General features: G+C 45.9%; 17 protein-coding genes and 1 other annotated feature. Of the genes, 1 reads left to right on the top strand and 16 read right to left on the bottom strand.

The genetic code is table 11. From position 1 onward, the window contains the following. Positions 1 to 41: 41 nt before the first annotated feature. The 11 genes from IGJ17_RS02175 to IGJ17_RS02125 form a co-directional block, all read right to left on the bottom strand. Entirely contained in the window at positions 42 to 1,865 is a 1,824-nt protein-coding gene (locus IGJ17_RS02175; RefSeq protein ID WP_034872061.1) for an APC family permease, read from the bottom strand. A 217-nt stretch (positions 1,866 to 2,082) separates the two neighbouring features. Continuing rightward, complete coding sequence (locus IGJ17_RS02170; protein ID WP_081118311.1) at positions 2,083 to 4,788, bottom strand: YhgE/Pip domain-containing protein; 2,706 nt, start codon at positions 4,786 to 4,788, stop codon at positions 2,083 to 2,085. 15 nt (positions 4,789 to 4,803) lie between these two features. After that, the gene (locus IGJ17_RS02165; RefSeq protein ID WP_223347157.1) at positions 4,804 to 5,028 is read right to left on the bottom strand and encodes a hypothetical protein; all 225 of its coding nucleotides are present in this window, start codon (positions 5,026 to 5,028) and stop codon (positions 4,804 to 4,806) included. A gap of 47 nt (positions 5,029 to 5,075) precedes the next feature. Further along, entirely contained in the window at positions 5,076 to 5,750 is a 675-nt protein-coding gene (locus IGJ17_RS02160) for an HAD family hydrolase (RefSeq protein ID WP_005232216.1), read from the bottom strand. Positions 5,751 to 5,796: 46 nt separating this feature from the next. Next, positions 5,797 to 6,597, bottom strand: coding sequence for a pyrroline-5-carboxylate reductase (proC, locus tag IGJ17_RS02155; protein WP_008376116.1), 801 nt, complete (start codon positions 6,595 to 6,597; stop codon positions 5,797 to 5,799). Positions 6,598 to 6,658: 61 nt separating this feature from the next. Next, a complete protein-coding gene (locus IGJ17_RS02150) occupies positions 6,659 to 7,360 on the bottom strand; it encodes a GntR family transcriptional regulator (RefSeq protein ID WP_005232219.1) in 702 nt (233 codons plus the stop codon). 43 nt (positions 7,361 to 7,403) lie between these two features. Then, complete coding sequence (locus IGJ17_RS02145) at positions 7,404 to 9,842, bottom strand: DNA translocase FtsK (protein ID WP_429947009.1); 2,439 nt, start codon at positions 9,840 to 9,842, stop codon at positions 7,404 to 7,406. A 163-nt stretch (positions 9,843 to 10,005) separates the two neighbouring features. After that, on the bottom strand, positions 10,006 to 10,809 hold the full coding sequence (locus tag IGJ17_RS02140; RefSeq protein WP_005227273.1) for an amino acid ABC transporter substrate-binding protein: 804 nt from the start codon (positions 10,807 to 10,809) through the stop codon (positions 10,006 to 10,008). A gap of 13 nt (positions 10,810 to 10,822) precedes the next feature. Next, entirely contained in the window at positions 10,823 to 11,455 is a 633-nt protein-coding gene (locus IGJ17_RS02135; protein ID WP_429947008.1) for an amino acid ABC transporter ATP-binding protein, read from the bottom strand. Positions 11,456 to 11,467: 12 nt separating this feature from the next. Then, positions 11,468 to 12,112, bottom strand: a complete 645-nt coding sequence (locus IGJ17_RS02130) for an amino acid ABC transporter permease (protein ID WP_005232226.1) — start codon at positions 12,110 to 12,112, stop codon at positions 11,468 to 11,470. A gap of 308 nt (positions 12,113 to 12,420) precedes the next feature. Continuing rightward, positions 12,421 to 12,655 (bottom strand) — a binding site (T-box leader). A 126-nt stretch (positions 12,656 to 12,781) separates the two neighbouring features. Beyond that, the gene (locus IGJ17_RS02125) at positions 12,782 to 13,936 is read right to left on the bottom strand and encodes a cobalamin-independent methionine synthase II family protein (RefSeq protein WP_016619666.1); all 1,155 of its coding nucleotides are present in this window, start codon (positions 13,934 to 13,936) and stop codon (positions 12,782 to 12,784) included. 126 nt (positions 13,937 to 14,062) lie between these two features. Here IGJ17_RS02125 and IGJ17_RS02120 point away from each other — a divergent pair, with 126 nt between their 5' ends. Continuing rightward, on the top strand, positions 14,063 to 14,983 hold the full coding sequence (locus tag IGJ17_RS02120) for a LysR family transcriptional regulator (protein ID WP_005227268.1): 921 nt from the start codon (positions 14,063 to 14,065) through the stop codon (positions 14,981 to 14,983). A 128-nt stretch (positions 14,984 to 15,111) separates the two neighbouring features. Here IGJ17_RS02120 and IGJ17_RS02115 read toward each other — a convergent pair whose 3' ends face one another. The 5 genes from IGJ17_RS02115 to IGJ17_RS02095 all read right to left on the bottom strand — a co-directional run bounded on the left by IGJ17_RS02115 (position 15,112) and on the right by IGJ17_RS02095 (position 22,540). Continuing rightward, positions 15,112 to 17,478: a phosphoketolase family protein gene (locus tag IGJ17_RS02115; RefSeq protein ID WP_429947006.1), complete on the bottom strand. Its 2,367-nt coding sequence runs from the start codon at positions 17,476 to 17,478 to the stop codon at positions 15,112 to 15,114. A 196-nt stretch (positions 17,479 to 17,674) separates the two neighbouring features. Continuing rightward, positions 17,675 to 19,099 (bottom strand): L-arabinose isomerase, encoded by a 1,425-nt coding sequence (gene araA / locus IGJ17_RS02110; protein ID WP_034878099.1) that lies wholly within the window; start codon positions 19,097 to 19,099, stop codon positions 17,675 to 17,677. Between the two features lie 19 nt (positions 19,100 to 19,118). After that, complete coding sequence (locus IGJ17_RS02105; RefSeq protein WP_008376133.1) at positions 19,119 to 19,814, bottom strand: L-ribulose-5-phosphate 4-epimerase; 696 nt, start codon at positions 19,812 to 19,814, stop codon at positions 19,119 to 19,121. A gap of 19 nt (positions 19,815 to 19,833) precedes the next feature. After that, positions 19,834 to 21,429 (bottom strand): xylulokinase, encoded by a 1,596-nt coding sequence (locus IGJ17_RS02100; RefSeq protein WP_429947005.1) that lies wholly within the window; start codon positions 21,427 to 21,429, stop codon positions 19,834 to 19,836. A gap of 4 nt (positions 21,430 to 21,433) precedes the next feature. Then, positions 21,434 to 22,540, bottom strand: a complete 1,107-nt coding sequence (locus IGJ17_RS02095) for a GntR family transcriptional regulator (RefSeq protein WP_429947004.1) — start codon at positions 22,538 to 22,540, stop codon at positions 21,434 to 21,436. Positions 22,541 to 22,620 lie beyond the last annotated feature (80 nt).

Genomic DNA, 22,620 nt, shown 5'->3' with positions numbered 1-22,620 from the left:
ACATTTCTTTTGGGAATCAGGTCGCTAAACTAGCGTTTTTGTTATTTTTTCAAATGGTAACTGTACGTACTTACAATGATGTTTTCACGCCAAGAGAGTCTGAAACGCAAGCGCAGGCTTGTTTGGTTGTGCAAAATATTTTGCCAGCGACGTCTTGGGACAAACTGTGGAATGATGACGGTCGTTGTGTAATTGTGTTTGGCTGCATTGCGGCTGACTAGATCCACATAACGTAAGATGGGATTTTCAATCGAACGATAAGAAGAATGAACGACGGAGAAACGCACGTCTGGGAATTTTTGCTTAAATTCTTGTTCGATTTCTTTTTCTTTCTTCACATCTTCATCCAACGATACGTGCATCGCTACGACATAATCACCAATCGATTGGGCATAGTTCAATGCGCCGATATTTACTCGGGTAACATTTCCGACTAAAACGATCACAGTATTTCCTTCATAAACATGTAGTGCTTCTTGTTTTTCCAACCGCAGCTGTTCTGCGACTTTCTTATAATGATCATGGATCTTGTAAAAGATATACAAGAGGATCGGCATGATAATAAAGAATGGCCAAATATCGCCTAAGCGATACACGAACAAGATGGCAATGATCGCAAAGGAAATCAAAGCCCCAACGATGTTGGCGATCGATTTAAAGAACCAGCCTTTGCCTTCTTTTCTCCATTTGATCACCATTCCGCTTTGGGACAAGGCAAAAGGAATAAATACCCCAATGGAATACAAAGGAATCAAACGCTCGGTCGATCCTTGGAAGATAAACAATAATACGATGGAACCAGCAGCCAAGGTGATGATTCCGTTCGAATAGCCAAGACGGTCCCCACGGTCTTGATACATATGCGGCATATATTTGTCTTTCGCTAGGTTATACGCCAACACGGGGAAAGCTGAAAATCCGGTATTTGCGGCAACTGCTAAAATCAGTGCCGTAGCAAATTGCAAAACGTAGTACATAAACCCATGACCAAAAACGGCAGAACCGATTTGAGATAGGACGGTCACTTCTGTTTCTGGTACGATACCATACCAATAGTTGATAAAAGTGATGCCGACAAAGAAGAATCCTAAAATCGACGCCATGATTGTCAAGGTCGCAGCTGCATTTTTCGCCCGTGGTTTTTTGAAAAACGGCACCGCGTTACTGATCGCTTCGACCCCTGTCAAAGAAGAGGAACCTGATGAGAAAGCCCGTAAAATCAAGGCCACGGATACCCCAGGTACGACCGCTCCCGGTAGTGCGGTTGCATTTAACGGTTGCGCACCCGTTACGATATTGTACAAACCGACCACGATCAAGACTGTGATCACTGCGATAAAGGTGTAGACAGGAATCATCAAGAAGCTAGCTGATTCTCGCAACCCTCGCAGATTCATCATCATGATCAAGATTACGATCACGACAGAAATGGCCACTTGATGACCGAACAACGCCGGCACAGCTGAAGTGATAGCTTCTGCCCCTGCTGAGACGGATACTGCCACTGTCAGCATATAATCGATCAATAGAGAGCCGCCGGCAATCAGGCCCGCATTTTTCCCTAAATTTTCACTACTTACTACATATGCCCCACCGCCGTGAGGGTAAGCATGAATGATCTGGCGGTAAGACAAGGTCAATGAAATCAAAAGAATAATAACAAAAGCAGCGATCGGCAATGAATACCAGATAGCAGCAGCGGAAAGTGCCACTAATACGACAACGATCTGCTCTGTCCCATAAGCAATCGAAGACAAAGCATCAGAAGATAGCAACGCAAGGGCCGCCGTCCGGCTCAGTTTTTGTTCATCATTCTCTGCGGATTTCAATGGACGTCCGACCAACAAACGTTTCAAATACTCCACTTTTTCTACACTCCTTTTCATGAAAAAATCCTTCGTTAAACTTGTAACGATATCCTCACAAATATTGAATTATCAAGACTGTATGCTACTCTTGTAACCGCGAAAAGTCAATGAAAATCAGATGAAAAAACGACCCTTTTTCCCTCTTTTGATTATTAGAAATTTCACGTGATGGCACAAAAGCAGAAAGAACAAATGCTCTTTCTGCTTTAAGATTTTAGTGGAAGAAATGACTTTCTTTGGAAATGTCACTTAGTTTCTTCGTAGAGTTGACTAGATAAGGATACGCGTACGTACCGACGATCCCAAAGACTAGGAACAAAATCGTTAAAATGATCAACTGCGGGATAGCGTTTGGCCAATAGATCCCACCGGCTGATTCTCTTAACAGATTGACCGCATGAGTAAACGGCAGTAGCGGATTAATGAATTGGAAGAACTTCCCAGAGACTTGGATTGGGTAATTTCCTCCCCCACCTGAAATGGAGAGAACCAAAATAATGATGGCGATCCCTTTCCCGAGGTTGCCGAACAGTCCCGCCAGTACGTAGACGATCATCATAAAGGCGAGTCCGACGAGTAATGCGAAGAAGACACTGTACACAGGGTTGTGGACATCGACGCCTAATAAAAACATATTTCCTAGGGTCACGATCAAACTTTGGGCGACTGCCATCGTCAAGAACGTCAGCATCCGTGCCACAAAGGTTTCACGTTGTGTAAAGCGTTTTTTGTCTTTCTTCTCTAAATGATACTCCGTTGTAGCGACACTTGACAATAATAATGCCCCTACCCACAAACACAATGCGGTATAAAATGGTGTGCTAGCTGAACCATTGTTGGCGATTGGGTAGATTTCATTGCTTTTTAATTCCACTGGTTGTTTGAAGAAGTCGGCTTCATCCGTGGCATCAAGTTTCAATAATTTGATGACTTCCCCGAGATCGACTTCATTTTCTCCTGCTCGGATCGCATCAGCGGCTTTGTGGATGCCTGCTTTGATACTTGGCCAATCGTTATTGATTAAATCGACAGCCGCATCCAAGGCTTTTTCAACTTCTGGCAGTTTTTCATCCACCATCGCCATCGTAGAACTGATTTCTGATTTGATGGTTGGCCAATCGTTTTGCAAGAAGTCTACGGCCAGCCCTAATTTTTCTTCGACAACTGGTAATTCGTTGTTGTACAGGTCGGCTCCTTTGTTGATGGCATTGACGATTTCATCCATATGACCATTCAGCATCGTATTGGCATCGTGCAATTCTTGCTTGATGGCAGGCAATTCTTTTTGGTATTTTTCCAAAATCGTCACGGCATTGCTGACCACTGATTTGGTGGAAGACAGCAACGAGTCAAAATCGATTTCTTGGGCTTTTTTCAAGACATCTTCGGCAGTGGTGATGGTTTCGATTAGTTTGGTTAGAATGTCGTTGATGGTTGCAGTGATTGAATCAACATTGATGCTGTTCATAAGATCAGCGATGTTTTGAGCAGCTGCGGTAACTTGATCGAGGTACGCTGTAATTTCATCAACAGACCCATTTTGAACAAGGTTATTCAATTGCGATAAGCGGTCAGATAAAACTCCTAGCGATGTTTTAGCATTGCTTAGTTGCGTAATGATACCTTCTAAATCGGCGTTACTACCGGAATTCTGAATATTGGTTAAAAAGGCAATCAAGGAATCCAAGGCTGCTTGTTGTTGCTGGATGTTCTTTTGAAAGTCAGTGATCGTTGCACTGATTGCTTGACGCTCTTCATCCGTTAGTTCATTGTCAGCTAGTGCTTGACGAATCGTACTTGTCAGCCCAGCGGTAGTTGTTGCCACTTGACTGATCGACTCAATCGTCACCTTCACACTGCTAGAAATACTTGGCAGGGCATCTTGCAACTGTTGGGCCCCATCTTTGGTCGCTGTGGCGAAGCTGGCGGCTTGGTCGCCTAGTTGTTCGATCTGTGGTAACGCGGCTTGAACTTGTTCGATGACTTGCAGTCCTTGTTTGGCGGTATCGATGCCGTCCGTCATGGTGCTGGCAATGTCATCAAAATCATCATCGATCATCTTCAATTGTTTGCCGGCATTTTGGATCTCTGGGATCTTCTCTTGCAAGGTCAAAATGATGCTGGCTTCTTTCTTCAATGTCGGCAGCTTATCGTTTAGGCCAATCAGTTTTTCCCCCATGGCATCCACTTGCGGAATATAATCGGTAAATTCTTCGGCTTTTGCGATCTTTTCTTTGATTTCTGGAAACTTATCGTGCAAGGTGACGATCTCTTTCGTATAACCGTCGATCGTAGCCAAATTGTCATCGGTATCTAAGATCATGGATTTGACTTTGTTGATGCTGACTAAGTTGGAATCAATGTCATAGCCGATTTCATTGAAGACTTTTATTAACGTAGAGCTGGCGGTTTCAATAAAGTTCTGTGAGATCTCTTCTTGAAGGCTGCTAGCTCCTTTCTCGGTGATTTTTGGTGCGATGGCGTTGATTTTTTGGTTGCTGTAATACTCAATGGTCGGTTTTTCAATTGTCCCGCTGGTAAAGCTGATCAGATCATCTGAAAAATCAGCTGGCAGATAAATACCGGCGTAATATTTTCCTGATTTGACCCCTTCTACCAAGTCCTCTTTTGAATCCACGAAACGCCAGCCTAACTGTTTGTTATCATGGAGGGTGTCGATGACTTCATCACCGATATCGATATGCTTGCCTTGAAATTCTGCCCCTTTATCCGCACTATACACGGCGATTGGCAATTCACTGGTGTTGCCATATGGATCCCAAAGTGCTTTGATATTGAACCACGCATAAAGCGAGGGTAAGATCATTAAGGCAATGATCAAAAATGCAGAGATTGGATTGCTGAAAATTCGTTTCCAGTCCAGTTTATATAAATAGAAAACATTCTTTAGTTTATTCATTTTTTTCTTCCCCCACTAGTTCTTCGTCGAAGGATAATTTACCATGTTTTTCCCCCGCCGCCAACGGCTACGATCGACCAAGAAAAGTCCTTTTGACAAATGGACGTTTTTGTCAAAATGAAACCCCTTTACTTTTTGTTTTTTTTCGCTTATTGTTAAACTTTCTTTAACTTTACCATGATGGCGAAAAACAAACCACTCATATCCTTTGAACTGTTTTTTTACCGGTCTTTTCTTCACAAAAAAACTTCCTTTTTCTGCAACGAAAAAGGAAGTTTTTTTAGGTGTTATTTCAGTTGATCCTTTGCCAATAAATCATACACATACTTCAATGAGGTGGCTTCGCCATATAACTGAAGTCCGGCCTTCTCTTCTGGGGAGTAGACTTGATCAAAGCTTTGATCGGGAATCAGCACAACATCGATCTCCGCACGTGTCGCAGCTGTTGCTCCCACAAGAGAATCTTCCATGACTAATGCTTTTTCTGCTGCGACTTGCGCTTTTTCTAAAGTCAGCAAGTAAGGTGCGGGATCAGGTTTATGGGCGGAGACATCATCGCCAAAGGTCTGATAGTCAAAGGCCTGCAACAAATCGAAATGCGCCAACAATTCAGAGGCTCTTTTTTTCATCGTCGAGGTGGCTAGTGCCGTTTGGAAGCCTTTCTCCCTAGCCAATGCGATGGTTTCTTTCGCATAGGGTTTAGTTTTGAAGGTGCCATCAGTTATTTGCTGGGCAATATAGACTTCCCGTTCTGCTCGTAATTCCTGCACCCGCTGCTGACCGCCTACGAGGTCGGCTAATTTACTAGCCGTCTGTTGCCAACTTTGACCACGCCAACCAAAAATATCAGCGGCTGTAATCGGAAGCTGATACTTTTTAAATAGAGCCAACCACCCATCAAAATAGACTTTTTCAGTATCGACTAACAATCCATCAAAATCAAAAATCAAAAGTTCTTTCATAAACGCTCCTTCGTTTTGCTAAGATTTCCCCCTCACTCACTGGGTATCAAGACATTTCCCGACTTTTGTCAGCAGCTGCTTGCACTGCTTTGATGACAGCCGCACGAAAGCCATTTTCCTCTAAGGTTTTGACTGCTTGGATCGTTGTGCCCCCAGGCGAGCTGACACGATCCTTTAAGACACCTGGGTGTTCCTTCGTCTCTAGTACCATCTTCGCTGCGCCTAATACCGCTTGAGCAGCAAATTCATACGCCATCGGCCGCGGCATACCTTCTGCCACTGCTCCATCTGCCAAAGCTTCAATGAATAAATACGTGTAGGCTGGCGAAGAACCACTGACACCAATGACTGCATCGATCATGCTTTCTGGTACTTGCTCGGCTTTCCCAAGGCTTTCAAAAAGTTGTTTGACTTCGTTGGCTTCGGCTTCCGTTACTTGACCGTTGGGGCTGATAGAAGACATCCCTTCGCCGACAAGTGCGGGGGTATTTGGCATGACCCGCACGATTTTGTGCGCACCGATGATTTCTTCCATTTGCGCGATCGTCACACCCGCGGCAATGGATACTAGCAAATGTTCCTCAGTCAATCCTGCTTTTAAATCAGCAAGCAAGCGGGGAAAGACAAAAGGTTTGACTGCTAAGACGAAGATCTCTGCTTTTTCTGTGACATCCGCCAGCTTAGTTGTCCCAGTGATTCCGGTTTCTTTTTCTAATTGTGCCAAAGTCGGCTCGTAGCGATGGTTATAAACCAAGATCTCTGCTGGTTCATACAGCTTTGCTGCAATCAAGCCATTAATGATAGCTTTTGCCATGTTACCGGCTCCTAAAAAGGCGATTTTTCTCATGTATTTCACGCTCCACTTCTGATTTTGATACCACTTTTTGCTAAAAAAGCCTAATCAATGACTAGGCTTCAAATTCGATCATATACGGATGCAAGGCAGTGTTATAGATCCCTTCTGTATATTCTACCACTTCTCCTTGTAGATCATACGAATAACGGGTTCGTTTCAAGGCAGCGACCTCCGGCGTGATCATAAACTTCTGTTGCTCTTCAGTCAACGTCGTTGCCACAAACGCATCTTGAAAGCGATCGATGATCATTCGATGTTCATCCAACAGGCGATACAATGATTTTTCTTCAAAGACCTCGATGGAGGTTCCCTTTAGTTGCTTTGGCAAATGGTACTCATAGTAAATAAAAGGTTGGTGGTCAAAATAGTACATGCGACGTAAACGCATGACTTCTTTGCCCATCAAAGAATACGCAGGGTGTTCAGGCGCAAGTTCGACTAATTCATAGCTGAGGTTTTTCTTTGTGTATTCCTTGCCGGTCTTTTCAAGCAATTGGCTAAACGTCGTGCCTTTTGACAGCTTGTTGTAGGGGCGATTGCTTAAAACCGTCGTCCCACGTCCGCTGCGTTTTTCCACATACTCATCTGCCGCTAACAATTCGATGGCTTTGCGGACAGTGATCTTGCTGACATTGAAGGTAGCTTCCAATTCTGTTTCCGTCGGTAAAAATGAACCAATCGGGTAGCGACCCGACATGATGTCTTCTTTGAGCTTATCGGCAACATCACGGTAAAGAATGTGTTTGCGTTTCATTGCTATCTCGCCTTTCTCTCATTGGATTGGTCTGGTGTTCTCCTTATTCATCAAAGGTAGGAATGTCTTCTGGTTGCGGCTCGATCAAGACTTTCCGTGGCTTGCTGCCTTCAGAAGGGCCAACGACGCCTTGATCTTCTAATTCATCCACTAACCGAGCCGCTCGGTTATAGCCGATGCGAAAACGTCGCTGCAAGAGAGAAACGCTGGCGGTCTGCATTTCCACCACAAGGGCTTTGGCGTCTTCGAACAGCTCATCTTGCGGTTGTCCGCTGCTGCCGGCACTCGTTTCTTCCTCAGTGACCATCATTTTTTCTTCATAATTGGCTTCTTGCTGATCTGTCACGAATTCAACCACTCGTTCGACTTCTTGGTCGGAAATAAAGGCCCCTTGGACCCGAATCGGTTTGTTCTCACCCATCGGCAGATACAGCATGTCGCCGCGGCCCAGCAGTTTTTCGGCCCCGTTCCCATCAATGATGGTCCGAGAATCGACACCGCTGGAAACAGCAAACGCCATCCGTGATGGAACATTGGCTTTGATGATCCCTGTAATGACATCCACACTTGGTCGTTGCGTTGCTAAGATCATATGGATACCAGCTGCCCGCGCCATTTGTGCCAAACGAATGATGGCATCTTCGACTTCGTTGCTAGCAACCATCATCAAGTCAGCTAACTCATCAACGATCACCACAATGAATGGCAAGATCGGACGATTTTCGCCATCTTCTAAATTCTTATTGATTACTAAATCGTTGTAGCCAGTAATATTTCGGACCCCAGTTGCCGCAAATTTTTCGTAGCGTTCTTCCATTTCCTTGACCACTTTTTGCAACGCTTGCGCCGCTTTGCGAGGATTGGTCACAACGGGTGTCAAGAGATGGGGAATCCCATTGTAAACATTTAATTCAACCATTTTCGGGTCGATCATCATCAGTTTGACTTCATGGGGTTTTGCCCGCATCAAAATACTGGTGATGATGCCGTTGATGGCTACGGACTTCCCGCTCCCGGTCGATCCGGCAATCAAGAGATGGGGCATTTTCGTTAAGTCTGCCGTTTGGACACGGCCAGAAATATCGCGTCCTAAAGGTACTTCTAATAGTTTATCTGGATGATCTGGTTGGGCTTCGATCACTTCTCGGAATGAAACCATGCTGACTGCGCTGTTTGGAACTTCGATCCCAATCAATGATTTCCCTGGGATCGGCGCTTCCATCCGCACATCTTTGGCGGCCAAGGCTAAGGCGATATCATCGGTCAACCCGACGATTTTGCTGACTTTGACCCCTACTGCTGGTTGAACTTCGAATTTGGTTACTGCTGGTCCTAAGCTAGCTTTGACGACTTTTGCGTCAACACCGAAGCTTTGGAAGGTGGTTTCTAACACACCAATATTTTGTTCGATCTTTTTGTACTCGCTGCTTTGATCCGTTGAAGGGATCGAATCGAGTAATTGCGCTGAAGGCAATTCATAATCACGATTTTCAGCTTCTTCCGAAATCTCAAATTCCAATACTTCACCATCGTCATCGAGGATCTCCCCGTCTTCGTTGACCTTTTTGCTTGGTCCCGGTTTGTTTCCTGCTGGATGCGGTGCTTGAGCGGCCTCTGGTGCCGCCGCTTGCGGCAATTCTTGGAAGTGGTCGATGGGTACAAAGCTCAGCTGCTCTGGTTCAAAATCAGCTGGCGCTTGCATCTGCTGTTCTTTTGCTGATTTTTCGTCTTCTGTCATTGGTCGGACTTGATTCTTTTCTTTGATCTCCGCCATGACTGCTGCTCGCTCGGCTTCTTTTTTGGCTTCTTTCGCCGCTTGTTTCTCTGATGCTCGTTCCGCTTTGCGGGCTTCTCGTTCGGCTTGCTTTTCTGGAGAGCCTTCTAACAACCGCTGCAGCTTGTCACCAGCTACTTGCAGGTGCTCCACTAACTCGTGGCTGCTCATTTGGCTGAACAAGAACGCCCCGATCAGCATGAGTAAAACAGCGATGATGTAGCTGCCGATCTGGGAAACAAGAAAATAGGTCGCCCCATAAAGCATGGCGCCAATCATTCCGCCCCCGACATTTTGGGTCACTTGGCTGCGCCGGATATCGCCTAACAGCGTCATCCACGTCGTTTGGAAGATATTGGCTTGTTCTCCCACCACATTACTAAAGATTTGCGCATGGAGGATGATCAGTAAACCAAAATACACCAATACACAGCCGATCACTCGCCGAATGCTCTTAAACCGAGCATCGGTCGTTTTGATCGCTAACCAGACACCATAAGCAGCTAGGGCAACACTCAAAAATTGGTACGTGTTTCCGCCAACGATCCGAAACCCGTTGGCAATCAAGGTTCCTAAAAAACCTAAATGGAAAAAGCCAAATATCGAAAACAAGACAAAGAGCAGGCCGACGCCGACCAGCATTAATTTCTCTTGCTGTTTTTGTTGTTTTTTTGTTTTGCGTTTCTTTGCGCGTTTTTTTTGCGCCATTTCTATCCCTCTTTTCATCTTTCCCTATTATAACGAAAAAAGAAGGCGAACAAAAGTTTTCCTGTGAGAAATTTTGGTTAGGTGCTAGAATTTACGCGAAAATTTCTTAAATGATGAAAAAAACACCAGCTGCTAAGCAGCCAGTGCCTCTTGTTGACTTGTTTTAGTTTGGTGTGACGTCTTCGCCAAACCACTTTTCAGAGATTTCAGCAAAGGTACCATTGTCTTGCAATTCTTTCAAACCATCATTGATTTTATCTGCCATGGCTTGATCGTCTTTACGCACACCTACAGCAAAATCTTCTGCTTCAAAAGGGCTTTCGATTTCGTTGAAGTCATCGGTTTTGCCTGTTTGAGTCAAATAATATTCTGCGTAGACGCGGTCGATCAAAAGACCGTCGATCCGACCGTTTTCTAGATCGATAAAGGCTTCATTAAAACTGGCATACAAGGTTGCGTCATTGCCGTCTACAAGATCCTTCAAAACTTCCGGTTGGTTATTGAAGGTCTCATAACCAGAAGAACCTTCTTGGGCACCTAAGACTTTGCCCTCCATATCATCGAAGCTAGTAATGCCGCTGGCTTTTGCTGTGACCAAGACTTGTTTGTTTTCCATATAAGTATCTGTAAACAATACTTTTTCTTCACGAGCTGCGGTTTTGGTATACCCGTTCCAGATCATATCGATGGTGCCATTGCTTAGTTCGGTTTCTTTCATGGACCAATCGATTGGTTGAAATTTGACTTTGGTTCCTGTTAGATCCAAAATCGCTGTGGCTAAATCCACATCAAACCCAACGATGTTGCCTTGGTCGTCTTTAAAGCCCATCGGTACGAAGGTATCGTCTAGGCCGACGATCACTTCTTCTTTGTCAGCGGCACTGGTTGTGGTGTCATTGCTGCTGCCGCACGCCCCTAATAAAAATACACTTGCTGCTGCGATTCCCGTTAATAGTAATTTTTTCATTTTGTTCTCCCCCTTATTCTCCTGCTACTTTTAATAATTGATCGCCGATATTTTCGGCAAAAACCAAATCATGGGTCACCACGATCTGGGTCACTCCTTCTTTTTTCAGATCCAAGATCAGCTGTTCGACTTGCTGTCTCAAGCCTGGATCTAAGGCGCTGGTAGGCTCGTCATAGGCCAACACTTTGGGATTCATCGCCATCGCTCGTGCGATAGCCACCCGTTGCCGCTGCCCCCCAGACAATTGGAAGGGATATTGGGCTAATAGGTCACTTAACCCTAGTTTTTCTGCCAACTGTTCGGCTTTTGCTGTATACGCGGCTTTGTCTTGTTTTAGCACCATTTTTGGTGCCAAAGTGATGTTTTCATAAACCGACAAGTGGGGAAACAATTGGAAGTCTTGGAAGACGACACCGACGACTTGTTCTTGTTCTTTTGTGTCGGTGGGATCAAAGGCTTTGCCATCCAGTAAAAAGCTTCCAGAATCGATCGTTTCTAACCCAGCCAGTGTCCGAAGCAAGGTGGTTTTCCCGCCACCGGAAGGACCGACCACCGCTAAGATACTGCCGTCTTCGATCGTCAGGTCTAGCTGATCGATGACTTTTTTGGCGCCAAATGATTTTGATACTTGTTTTAGTTCTAACATATGTGGTTCCTCCTAACGGTAATAGTCCAGTTTGGTCTCGATTTGTTTTAACAATAACGTGAAGACGCCCGTCATCACCAAGTAAATCAAGCCGACCCCAACTAACGGAAGCAAGGTACTGTCTCGCTCCATGGCGATTTTTCCGATTCGCATCACGTCTGACAAGCCCAAGATGTAGACGAGGGATGTGTCTTTGACAAGATTGATGACTTCATTGCCGACAGATGGCAGGGTGATCTTGACAACTTGTGGGATGATGATTTTTTGGATCGTTTGGATTGGGGATAAACGCAAGACTTTCGCAGCTTCGTATTGTCCGGCTGGAATCGATTGGATCCCCCCACGGAAAATCTCAGCAAAATAAGCAGCGTAATTGATGATAAAGGCGATCAAGGCTGCTTCAAAGCGATCAAAGACGATCCCTAAAATCGGCAGACCGTAGAAAACAAAGATCAACTGCAGCAATAAAGGCGTTCCTCGCATCAACCAAACGTAGACTTGCACGATCAATTTCAAAATACGCAGGCGACTGGCTAAAACAAAGGCAAACAAGATGCCTAAGGGAATGGACCCGATTAAGGTCAGTGCGAACAATTTAACGGTGATTCCGGTTCCTGAAATTAGTTGGGGCATAACATTGACTAAATACTCAAACATGGTGACTTCCTCCTTGATAGGTTTCAATTTCGCTTGGCAGAAAAACAGCTTAGCGACGGCTTACTCCGACGCTTATGTGGCGCTGTGCGTTGGCTGGTGAGGGCAACTGGCAAGTTTCATTTTTCTAAAAAAGAAAAACAAAAAAAGCGCACACTGGCATTTGCCAGAGGACGCTAGATACGTGGTTCCACCTCAATTTGCCTTTCCTTCACAGGAAAAGGCCTCGTGCAGTCTTTGTGATCCTTCCACTTTCGGTTTTCGGTGAGCCGCAAAAAAAGAGAAAAAAAAACGTCCCCTAGCCATTACAGCTAAAGGACGTTATCAACGCGGTTCCACCTTTGTTTATCAGTGCTTCACAGCAACTGAACTCAGAAAGTCATCAATCAATGACTGCTGCTGTAACGGGCAAACCCGGTCTCTCCTACTTTTCTTTCGGAAAAACGACTCCAAGATGTGTTTCACAACCATGCGTTATCTCTTTGCACCAACCAGAGACTCTCTTCAAACAGCAAGCCTTGCTACTCTTCTTTTCGATGTCTGTTTCATTAAGTTGTGTCTTACTTTACTCGCTCTTAAAGAAAATGTCAAACATTTTTTCTGAAATTTTCGAAACTTTGTGGAATGCACCGATTTCGAGGGGAAGATTCAGGGTAAAGAACACGCAACTGCTTAACCGAAGTATGCTTCAGCTAAGGCTTGCCCTTGCTTGATTTTTGCCCATTGCTGCTCAGTCGAAAGCTCATTGCCGCAGTCACAAGAGGCAAAGCCGCATTGATGAGAAAGATAAAGCCGATCCTTAGGAATGATTTGACTAGCTTTGTCTAATAAGGCGATCACTCGCTCTTCATCGTCTAATGTGGCGGTTTTGCTGGATAATAAGCCTAAGACAACTTCCACTTCTGAACGATCTTTCAGCGCTTCTAAAGCCGAGATATCACCGGCACGGTCATCATCCCACTCTAGGAAAAAGCGGTCATAATGCTGATCACGTAAGAATTTTTCGGCGATCGCTTTGTAGGTACCACTGGCTGCCGCGCGGCTTTGGTAATTGCCGCGACAATTGTGGGTCCAGACTTTTAATCCTAATTCGTGGGCGTAATCAGCGACTTCGTTGTTGATCGCCACGAATTCATCGGCTAACGCTTCTAAGCCGTCATTGCCTTGGGTGAAGAAGCTCTTGTCATTGTCTTCAGCAAATAGTTCCCATAAACAATCATCGAACTGAACGATCTCACCACCGGCTTCTCGGTATTCCTGCAAGAATTCCTTGTAGGCGTTAAGCAGCCCTTCCCGCAAGGCTTCTTTCGTTGGATACACCTGACCTTCATCAACGAGGTCGTTAAAGACAGTCAGCTCGGTAAACGCGTGGGCAGCCCCCCAGACGGTGATTTTGACTGGCAGGTCGCCAGCTTGGCGTTTGGTTTCTTTAAACAATGTCAAGTAATGATGGTTTTTGCCAGATAATGGTTCTGTGATTCGGATGCCGATGTCTTTACGCGTCTCAAAATGTCCACCGTCCAAATCTTCAAAGGCATATCCATGATCGGAGATATAGCGCTCAACGCCTTTTAATCCCCAGAGAAAATCCAGATGCCACATCGAGCGACCATGTTCGCCATCTGTGATGACTGTAATGCCGTGTTCTTTTTGCGCTGCAATGATGTCAGCGATCGCTTTTGCTTCCGTTTCTTGGTAGCCAGGAAACGCATCATAAAACGGGTAGCGGATGTCCTCCCGATGCTCGATTTGATTTTTGTAGTCCAATAAATCTTGTGGTCGTAACAATGACCCCACAAGCTGAAATTTGTCTGTTGCCATATCCATTCCTCCTATACAAAGTTTTCAAAATTGTTAGATTTATTCTAGCAAACATCTTATACTATAGATAATACTTATAAACTTATATATTCCATAGGCAATACCTATAACACAAAAAGGAGGTTGCTTCCCATGCGTATCCAGCAGCTTGAATATTTGGAAAAAATCGTAGAGACCGGCTCTTTCAATGAAGCCGCCAAACAGCTTTTCATCAGTCAGCCATCCCTCTCCCAAGCCATGAAAGAGTTGGAAAAAGAGTATGATCTGCAGCTGTTTTACCGCAGTAAATTAGGGGTGACCTTGACCGATGATGGCCGTTCCTTTCTCAACTATGCTCGAAATGTTTTAGACCAAGTCAATCTCTTGGACGAACGCTTTCGCAAAGACAGCCATCGCAAGCATGTTTTCAGTGTTTCCGCACAACACTATGCCTTCGTCGTCCACGCCTTCGTGGAACTGGTCAAACAGTTAGGGGAAGATGAATTTCAATTCACCTTGCGGGAGACCCAGACACAAAATGTATTGGATGATATCCAGACGTTTAAGAGCGAATTGGGGGTCATTTATCTGAATGATTTCAACACGACGGTCCTCACCCGTTTGATCCACGAAAAAGACCTGCAATTCATTCCTTTATTTGAAGCCAAACCCCACGTCTTCATCGGCCGAGAAAATCCACTGACTCAGAAAAAAAGCATCACATTAGCTGATTTGGAACCTTATACCTATTTGTCGTACGAACAAGGGGAAACCAATTCCTTCTACTTTTCTGAAGAGATCTTAAGCACTTTACAACGCAAAAAACACATTCGCATCAGCGATCGTGCCACGATTTTCAATTTGATGGTGGGTCTCAACGGCTATACCATCAGCTCTGGGATCATCAGCAGTGAGCTGAATGATGAAAAAATCGTTGCGATTCCTTTGGAAGTCGATGATGCGATGACACTAGGTTACCTCAAACACAAGAAAATGGAACTGAGTGAGATGGCTTTGGACTATCTCGCCTTGTTGAAACAGCATATCAAAAATTACGGTTTCGACGTCTTTTAAAAAAACGATCCGCAGACAGTCGGTCGGGCTTCCTTGGTAAGGCGTCCCGACCCTGTTGCGGATCGTTTTGTACTGTTTGTTCTTCTTCTGTTCTTAAATTATCTTTCGCTGATGTAGTGGAGAAAAAATCAACGCAATGGTTTCCATTCCCACTCTTCGACTTCGGCGATATCATAGCCGTTTTCTCGAATAAAGTCATGGTGATACGCAACGGTGTCTGCCATTTTTTTGGCAAAGTCCGTTGCTTTTTCTCCATAGACCCATTCGGCGGCGTCTTTGGCTAAGTGGAAGCGATCCAATTCAGAAAGGATCCGCATATCAAACGGTGTCGTGATGTCGCCATTTTCTCGGTACCCATGAATATGAAGCTGTTGGTTGCGACGGCCAAAGAAGATGTCGCGAATCAGTCCTTCATACCCGTGGAAAGCAAACACGATCGGTTTGTCTTTCGTAAAGTAGGCTTCGAATGCTTCATCGCTCAACCCACGAGGATCGACTTCTGGACGACGCAATTTCAATAGATCGACCACATTGATGAAGCGGACTTTCAACTCTGGGAAGGCTTCAATCAGCAAGGAAACAGCAGCTAATGCTTCCAAATTCGGTTCCGTCCCGGCAGCTGCGATCACAATGTCCGGTTCTTGTCCTTCATCCGTCGATGCCCAGTCGATGATTTTCAAGCCATCTTTGACAAGCACTTTCGCTTCATCCGCCGAATAAAACTGCGGACGTGGGTGTTTCGAAGAGACCACTAGATTGATCTTTTCTTCAGAAGCGAGTGTTTCAGCCATGACAGCCATCAAGCTATTGGCATCGGCTGGCAAGTAGACCCGCACAAAGTCGGCTTTTTTCTCTGCAATATGGGTCATGATCCCTGGATCTTGGTGGGTGTACCCATTATGGTCTTGTTGGAAGACCGTTGATGAAGCGATCAAATTCAATGAGGGGTACGGGTTGCGCCAGTCCAGATCATGGGCTTTTCGTAACCATTTGAAGTGCTGCGTGATCATAGAATCAACGACTCTTAGGAACGACTCGTAGCTGGCAAAGAAGCCATGACGCCCCGTCAGCACATAGCCTTCCAAGAAGCCTTCTGCTTGATGTTCTGATAATTGTGAATCAATCACACGGCCCACTGAAGACAGCCATTCATCATAATCAGGATGTTTTGGCTCCAACCATTGGCGGTCCGTGACTTCGAACACATGGTTCAACCGATTGGATTTGGCTTCATCTGGGCCAAAAATGCGGAAGTTGTCAGGATTTTCTTTGATGATGTCACGGGCAAATTTCCCAAAGACCATCATATCTTGGGCAGTCGTTTCCCCTGGTGTCTCAATCGCAATGGCATGTGCTTGCCAATCTGGCAAGCGTAGCGGTTGCGGATCGATCCCCCCGTTGGTGATTGGGTTGACAGCCATCCGTTGCTCCCCTTTTGGCGCCAATTCTTGAATCTCAGCGTTGATGCGGCCGTTTTCGTCAAAAAGCTCTTCTGGACGATAAGACTGCAGCCAATCCGTCAAAGCATCCACGTGTTCCATATGTTTCGCATTGACAGGGATCGGCACTTGGTGGGCACGGAAGCCCCCTTCAATCGGCTCGCCATCCCAGACTTTCGGTCCAGTCCACCCTTTTGGTGTGCGAACGATTAAAACAGGCCAATGAGGCATAGCGGCTTCTTCCGCAGAACCTTTGCGGGCTTCTGCTTGGATCGCGTGGATCTGTTCGATGGCTTGATCCATCTTCTGTGCCAATTGCGGATGAACCGCTTCTGGATCGTCCCCTTCTACGAAATAAGGGGTCCAACCCATGCCTTCAAAATATTTCGTGAGATCTTGGTCGCTTTTACGAGCCAAAATCGTTGGATTGGCAATTTTGGCGCCATTCAAATGCAAGATAGGCAAAATTGCGCCATCATTGACTGGGTTGATAAAGGTATTTGAAAACCAGCTGCCCGCTAACGGTCCGGTTTCGGCTTCACCATCACCGACCACTACTGCTGCAATGACATCGGGATTGTCTAAAATAGCTCCGGTAGCGTGGGCGATGGAATAGCCTAGCTCGCCGCCTTCATGGATCGAACCTGGCGTTTCAGGTGCCGCATGAGAAGCGATCCCACCTGGGAAAGAGAAAGTTTTGAATAAATGTTTCATCCCTGCTTCGTCTTGGGTGGCTTTTGGATAGATCTCGCTGTAGCTGCCGTCTAAATAAGCATTCGCAACCATGACTTGTCCGCCATGGCCCGGTCCTTCGATATAAAACATGTTTAAGTCGTACTTATTGATGACGCGATTGAGATGGGTGTAAATAAAATTTTGTCCGGCGATCGTTCCCCAGTGACCAATTGGATTCACTTTCAAGTCTTTTTCTTCGATGGGGCGGCGCAATAAGGGATTGTCTTTCAAATAGATCTGACCAACGGAAAGGTAGTTGGCTGCTCGCCACCAAGCGTTCATTTTCTGATAATACTCTGGTGTATCGTAGGTTGTCTTCATTGTGCTCCTCCTTTTAGTCCATTGTTCCACTCTTACATAAAAGTCTATGCCCCCTATATTTAAAAGTCAATTTTGCTGATTGCTGGTGCTTTCAAGGGTTTGCTTGCCCGCACTTTACAGCCAGAAGGCAAGAAAGCTTAAGAAAAACGCAAAGAAACCGCCGGCATAGCCAACGGTTCCTTTTGTGATTGTGTACTTATTTGATCGTTACGTATTCTAATCCTACAAGTTTCGCCCATGTTTCGATCTGATCAGAATTTAAGACAAGTGAGACAACGGTGTGATGGCCACCGCCTGTTTCGATCCACTGTTTGACGCCATCGTGGAAGTTTGGTTTTGGCGTCCACATTACTCGTGCAACCGGTAGTTTTGGTGCTTCTTCAGTTGGCTCAAAGGCATCGACTTCATTGATCAATAATTTGTAGTGAGTGCCAAAGTCGGCCATCGAAACCACGACACCTTCGCCGCCTTGGCCGTCAAAGACGAGCCGGGCTGGGTCTTCACGATCCCCCATCGACAATGGCGAAACCACGATTTTTGGTTTGCTGGCTGCTAATACCGGATCGACTTCCATCATGTGGGATTGCAAGATGGCTTCTTTTCCTGGTGTCAGCTCATAGGTGTAGTCTTCCATAAAGCCAGTCGCTTTATTGTGAGCCATGATTTTCATCAAGCGGTCAATAGCGGCTGTTTTCCAGTCCCCTTCACCGGCAAACCCATAGCCTTCTGCCATCAAGCGTTGTACAGCTAAACCAGGCAACTGCTGCATACCATACAAGTCTTCAAAGTTCGTGGTGAATGCCGTATAGCCGCCTGCCTCAAGGAAGCGGCGCAGACCGATTTCTTGTTTGGCTTGTGCTTTGACATGACGTGCCCACTCTTCTTTGTCGTAATCGCCATAATCGAAATCATACAGCTGGCTGTATTCTTCAAAGAGTGCATCGATTTCTTCGTCAGTCACCGCATCGACAACTTGTACCAAATCGCCGATCCCAAAATAATCAACGGTCCAACCAAATTGGATCTGTGCTTCGACTTTGTCGCCTTCCGTCACCCCAACGTTACGCATGTTGTCGCCAAAACGAGCGACTTTAATTTGGAAGCTTTCATTGTAGCCGACTGCCACGTCCATCCAAGCAGCAATTTCTTTTTGGATGGCTTCATTTTTCCAATAACCGACAACGATTTTGTTTTGCTTTTTCAAACGGGCATTGATAAATCCGTATTCTCGGTCACCATGAGCCGCTTGGTTCAAGTTCATAAAGTCCATATCGATGGTTTCCCATGGAATTTGTTCATTGTATTGAGTGGCAAGGTGCAGCAATGGTTTTTGTAATAATTTCGTGCCGCGAATCCACATTTTTGCTGGTGAGAAGGTGTGCATCCAGGTGATCACCCCAGCGACTTCATCCCGATAGTTGACTTCTTTCATGATTTTCGTAATCGTATCGGCAGTAACAGCGAGTTCTTGTAAAACGACTGGATAAGGCAGCTTTGAGCTGTCATTTAAGCTTTTGACCATTTCTTCTGCATGGTCCCGTACTTCTTGTAATGCTTCTTCTCCATATAAGTGCTGTGATCCTACGACGAACCAAAATTCTTTTTTCCCGATTTCTAACATTCTACTTGCTCCTTTTTCGTTATTTTTGCCCGTAATAGGCATTTTCTCCATGTTTGCGTAAATAATGTTTGTCTAAGACCCGCTGCGGCAATTCGGGTGCGTAACTGTTGAGCTGGCGCGTGATAAAATTCATCTTAGCGACTTCTTCTAAGACCACTGCGTTCATCACCGCCGCATCCGCCGTTTTGCCCCAGGTAAACGGTCCATGACCGTGAAGCAAGACACCAGGAATTTCTTCTGGCGTGATGCCGCGTTCCTTAAAGGTTTCGACGATCACCTGTCCTGTTTGTGCTTCATAGCCTTCATCGATCTCGGCTTGCGTCAAAAAGCGGGCACAGGGGACTGCTCCATAAAACGTATCGGCATGGGTCGTGCCCATCGCTGGCAGATCGAGTCCTGCCTGAGCCCAGCTCGTCGCCCAAGTAGAATGGGTATGGACGATCCCACCAATTTCTGGAAATGCTTTGTATAAAACGGCATGCGTCGGCGTATCGGAGGAAGGATTTTTTGCTCCTTCCACTACGTTGCCCTCAAAATCACAAACCACCATATCACTGGCTTGCATGGTTTCATAGTCAACACCGCTAGGTTTGATGACAAACAACTGCTGTTGGCGATCCACAGCTGACACATTGCCCCAGGTGTATTTGATCAATCCTTGCTTCGGCAATGCCAAATTGGCTTGAAAGACTTCTTCTTTTAATCCTTCTAACACAAAATTCCCTTCTTTCTTTTTAAATCAACGCATCGATTGCCGCTTGCTCGATCGGCAACCCTGCTTGGTAACGTTGGGTAAAGACGGTGAATCCCTGAATGTCCGCTTCCGTTGGGACTAACGTCACGCCGTGATCATTTTTAAACACTTGATCTGCTAAAAATGCGGCCAAGGATTGTTCTGGCTTGTGGCGGCGTAGGTATGCTGCTAAAAGGGCGATCCCCCAGGCGCCGCCTTCACCAGCCGTTTCCAGGACCGTAACTGGCGCTTCCATGACAGCTGCCAAGACACGCTGGGCAACTTCTGGCGTCTTGAAGATCCCACCGTGACCAACGATTCGATCGAGGGCAACGTCTTCGGCTTCCAGAATCTTCATCCCGATCTTCATCGCACCAAAGGCACTAAACAGATGTAAGCGCATGAAATTTGCTAAAGTAAAAGAACTCTCTGGCGATCGGACGAAAAGCGGTCGTCCTTCAGGGATCTTGGTGATATTTTCACCAGAATAATAGCCATAAGAGAGCATCCCACCACAGTCTGAATCCCCTTTCAATGCTTCGTTGAACAAGGTCGCAAACAATTCTTCCGTGGAGAGTTTCATTCCAGCTGCGTCGGCAAATTCGCGGAAAAGTTTGACCCAGGCATTGATCTCCGAGGTACAGTTATTCGTATGGACCATCCCCACCAAATCACCAGAAGGCGTCGTGACCAAATCGATCTCTGGATACACTTGCGTTAAGGGTTCTTCTAAAACGATCATGGCAAAAGCCGACGTCCCGGCTGAAACATTCCCGCTTCGCTGTGCCACACTATTCGTGGCAACCATGCCAGTGCCCGCATCGCCTTCTGGCGGACATAACGGGATGCCGGCTTGCAAGGTACCGGTTGGGTCGAGTTTTTTTGCGCCTTCTGCCGTCAATGTGCCGGCTGGTTCGCCTGCTGTCAACACTTGTGGCAAAAGGTCTTTGATCTGCCAAGGATACCCCTGAATGCTGATTTGCGCATCAAATTGCTGCAGCATATTCGCATCATAGTTTTTTGTCGTACTATCGATTGGGAACATCCCAGATGCATCACCGATTCCGATAACTTTTTCTCCTGTCAGCTGCCAATGGACATAGCCGGCTAAGGTAGTGAAAAAAGCGACCTCTGGTACGTGAGCTTCTTGATTCAAAATCGCTTGATACAAGTGCGCGATACTCCAACGCTGCGGGATGTTGTATTGGAACAATGCCGTCAAAGTTTTTTCTGCTTCTTCCGTGATCGCATTGCGCCATGTCCGAAAAGGGACCAACAGCGTGCCTTGCTGATCAAAGGCCATATAGCCGTGCATCATTGCAGAAAAACCGATACTGCCGATCGTCGTCAAAGGTACCTCGAATTGCTGCTGGATATTGTGCGCCAACTCTTGGTAGCTGGCTTGCAGTCCTTGCCAAATCGCTTCTAGCGAGTAGGTCCAAATCCCTTGCTCCAATTGATTTTCCCATTCAAAGCTGCCAGAAGCGATCGTCTGAAACCGCTCATCGATCAAGACAGCTTTGATCCGTGTCGAGCCTAGCTCGATCCCAAGAGACGTGCGCCCGTCAATAATTGCTTGCCTTACTTGTTGCGTCATCTTCTTACTCTCCTTTTTGGTTATTGACTGAACCGCGAACGATCAGCTCTGGTTCAAAATAAAAGTGTTGTGCTTCTGTTGCCTTACCTGTAGTGATCCATTGTGCTGCCAATTCCCCCATCGCTTCTTTCGGGTGAGTCAGTGTGGTGATCGTCGGTGTGGACAAGGTGCTAAGGGGCGAGTCATCGTTTCCTACGATCGAAAAATCAGTAGGAACGTTCTTCCCAGCAGCCGTCAATGCTTGAATCAAACGATGCGCGATCTCATCGTTGTAACAAACGATGCCTGTGACTTGATTATCGGCAGCCGTCAAGCGCTGGATCGCTTGTTCAATAACGGCTTCTTTCGTCTCCGTCGTATACGTCAAGACGTCTTCTGCTGCAAACGTCCGCTTGGCTTGGGTCAACGCTTTGACAAACCCTTTCATCCGATATTTCCCTTGTAAGTCATCGATTTTCGTGATCATCATCAACTGCTGATGCTGTTGTTCTAATAGATAATTGGTTGCTAAAAAAACAGAACGTGTATCGTTGACACAAATATGCGGCAAGTCTAGTTCTTCGTAATAGGCATTGATCATGACGAGAGGAATCCCAGCTTCTTGGAGTGCGACATAATAGGCAAGATTCGGGTTGTACTGGCTGCTCTTAGTTGGTTCAACGATCAACCCGTCTACCCCTTGATCCATCATTTGCTGCAAGCACGCTCTTTCTTGCTCATGGTCATTGTTGGTTGAGCCTAAAAGCAGTGAGTAGCCTTGCTCCCGCAATGTCTGCTCCACGCCACGCATGATCGATGGGAAAATATAATCAGACAAATAGGTCATGATGATCCCAATCGTTTTGCGGTTTTTACGATTGACAGTCTCAGGTTTTGAAACGTAGGTACCTGAGCCCCGTTCTTTTCTTAAATAACCTTCATTGACCAAAACAGCGATCGCTTGGCGCACCGTGTGGCGGCTATAATGAAATTCTTCCTGTAAGGTTGCTTCTGAAGGGATCGCATCGCCTTCTTGATAGGTGCCTAAGCGGATCTTTTCTCTTAAGATATCCGCTAGTTGTTCGTACTTATTCGCCATTTTCATCCCATCTTTCAAAAGTTGTCCGTACATCTAAGATACCAAGAAACCGCTTCCTTGTCAATTGCTGCTAGGGATTTTTTTCTAAAAAACCATAACGAAAAGAAGGAAAA

This window comes from Enterococcus sp. DIV1096b (assembly GCF_050498765.1).
In the GTDB taxonomy this organism is placed as follows: domain Bacteria; phylum Bacillota; class Bacilli; order Lactobacillales; family Enterococcaceae; genus Enterococcus_D; species Enterococcus_D entomosocium.
This window is presented reverse-complemented; position numbering and strand designations above follow the sequence as displayed.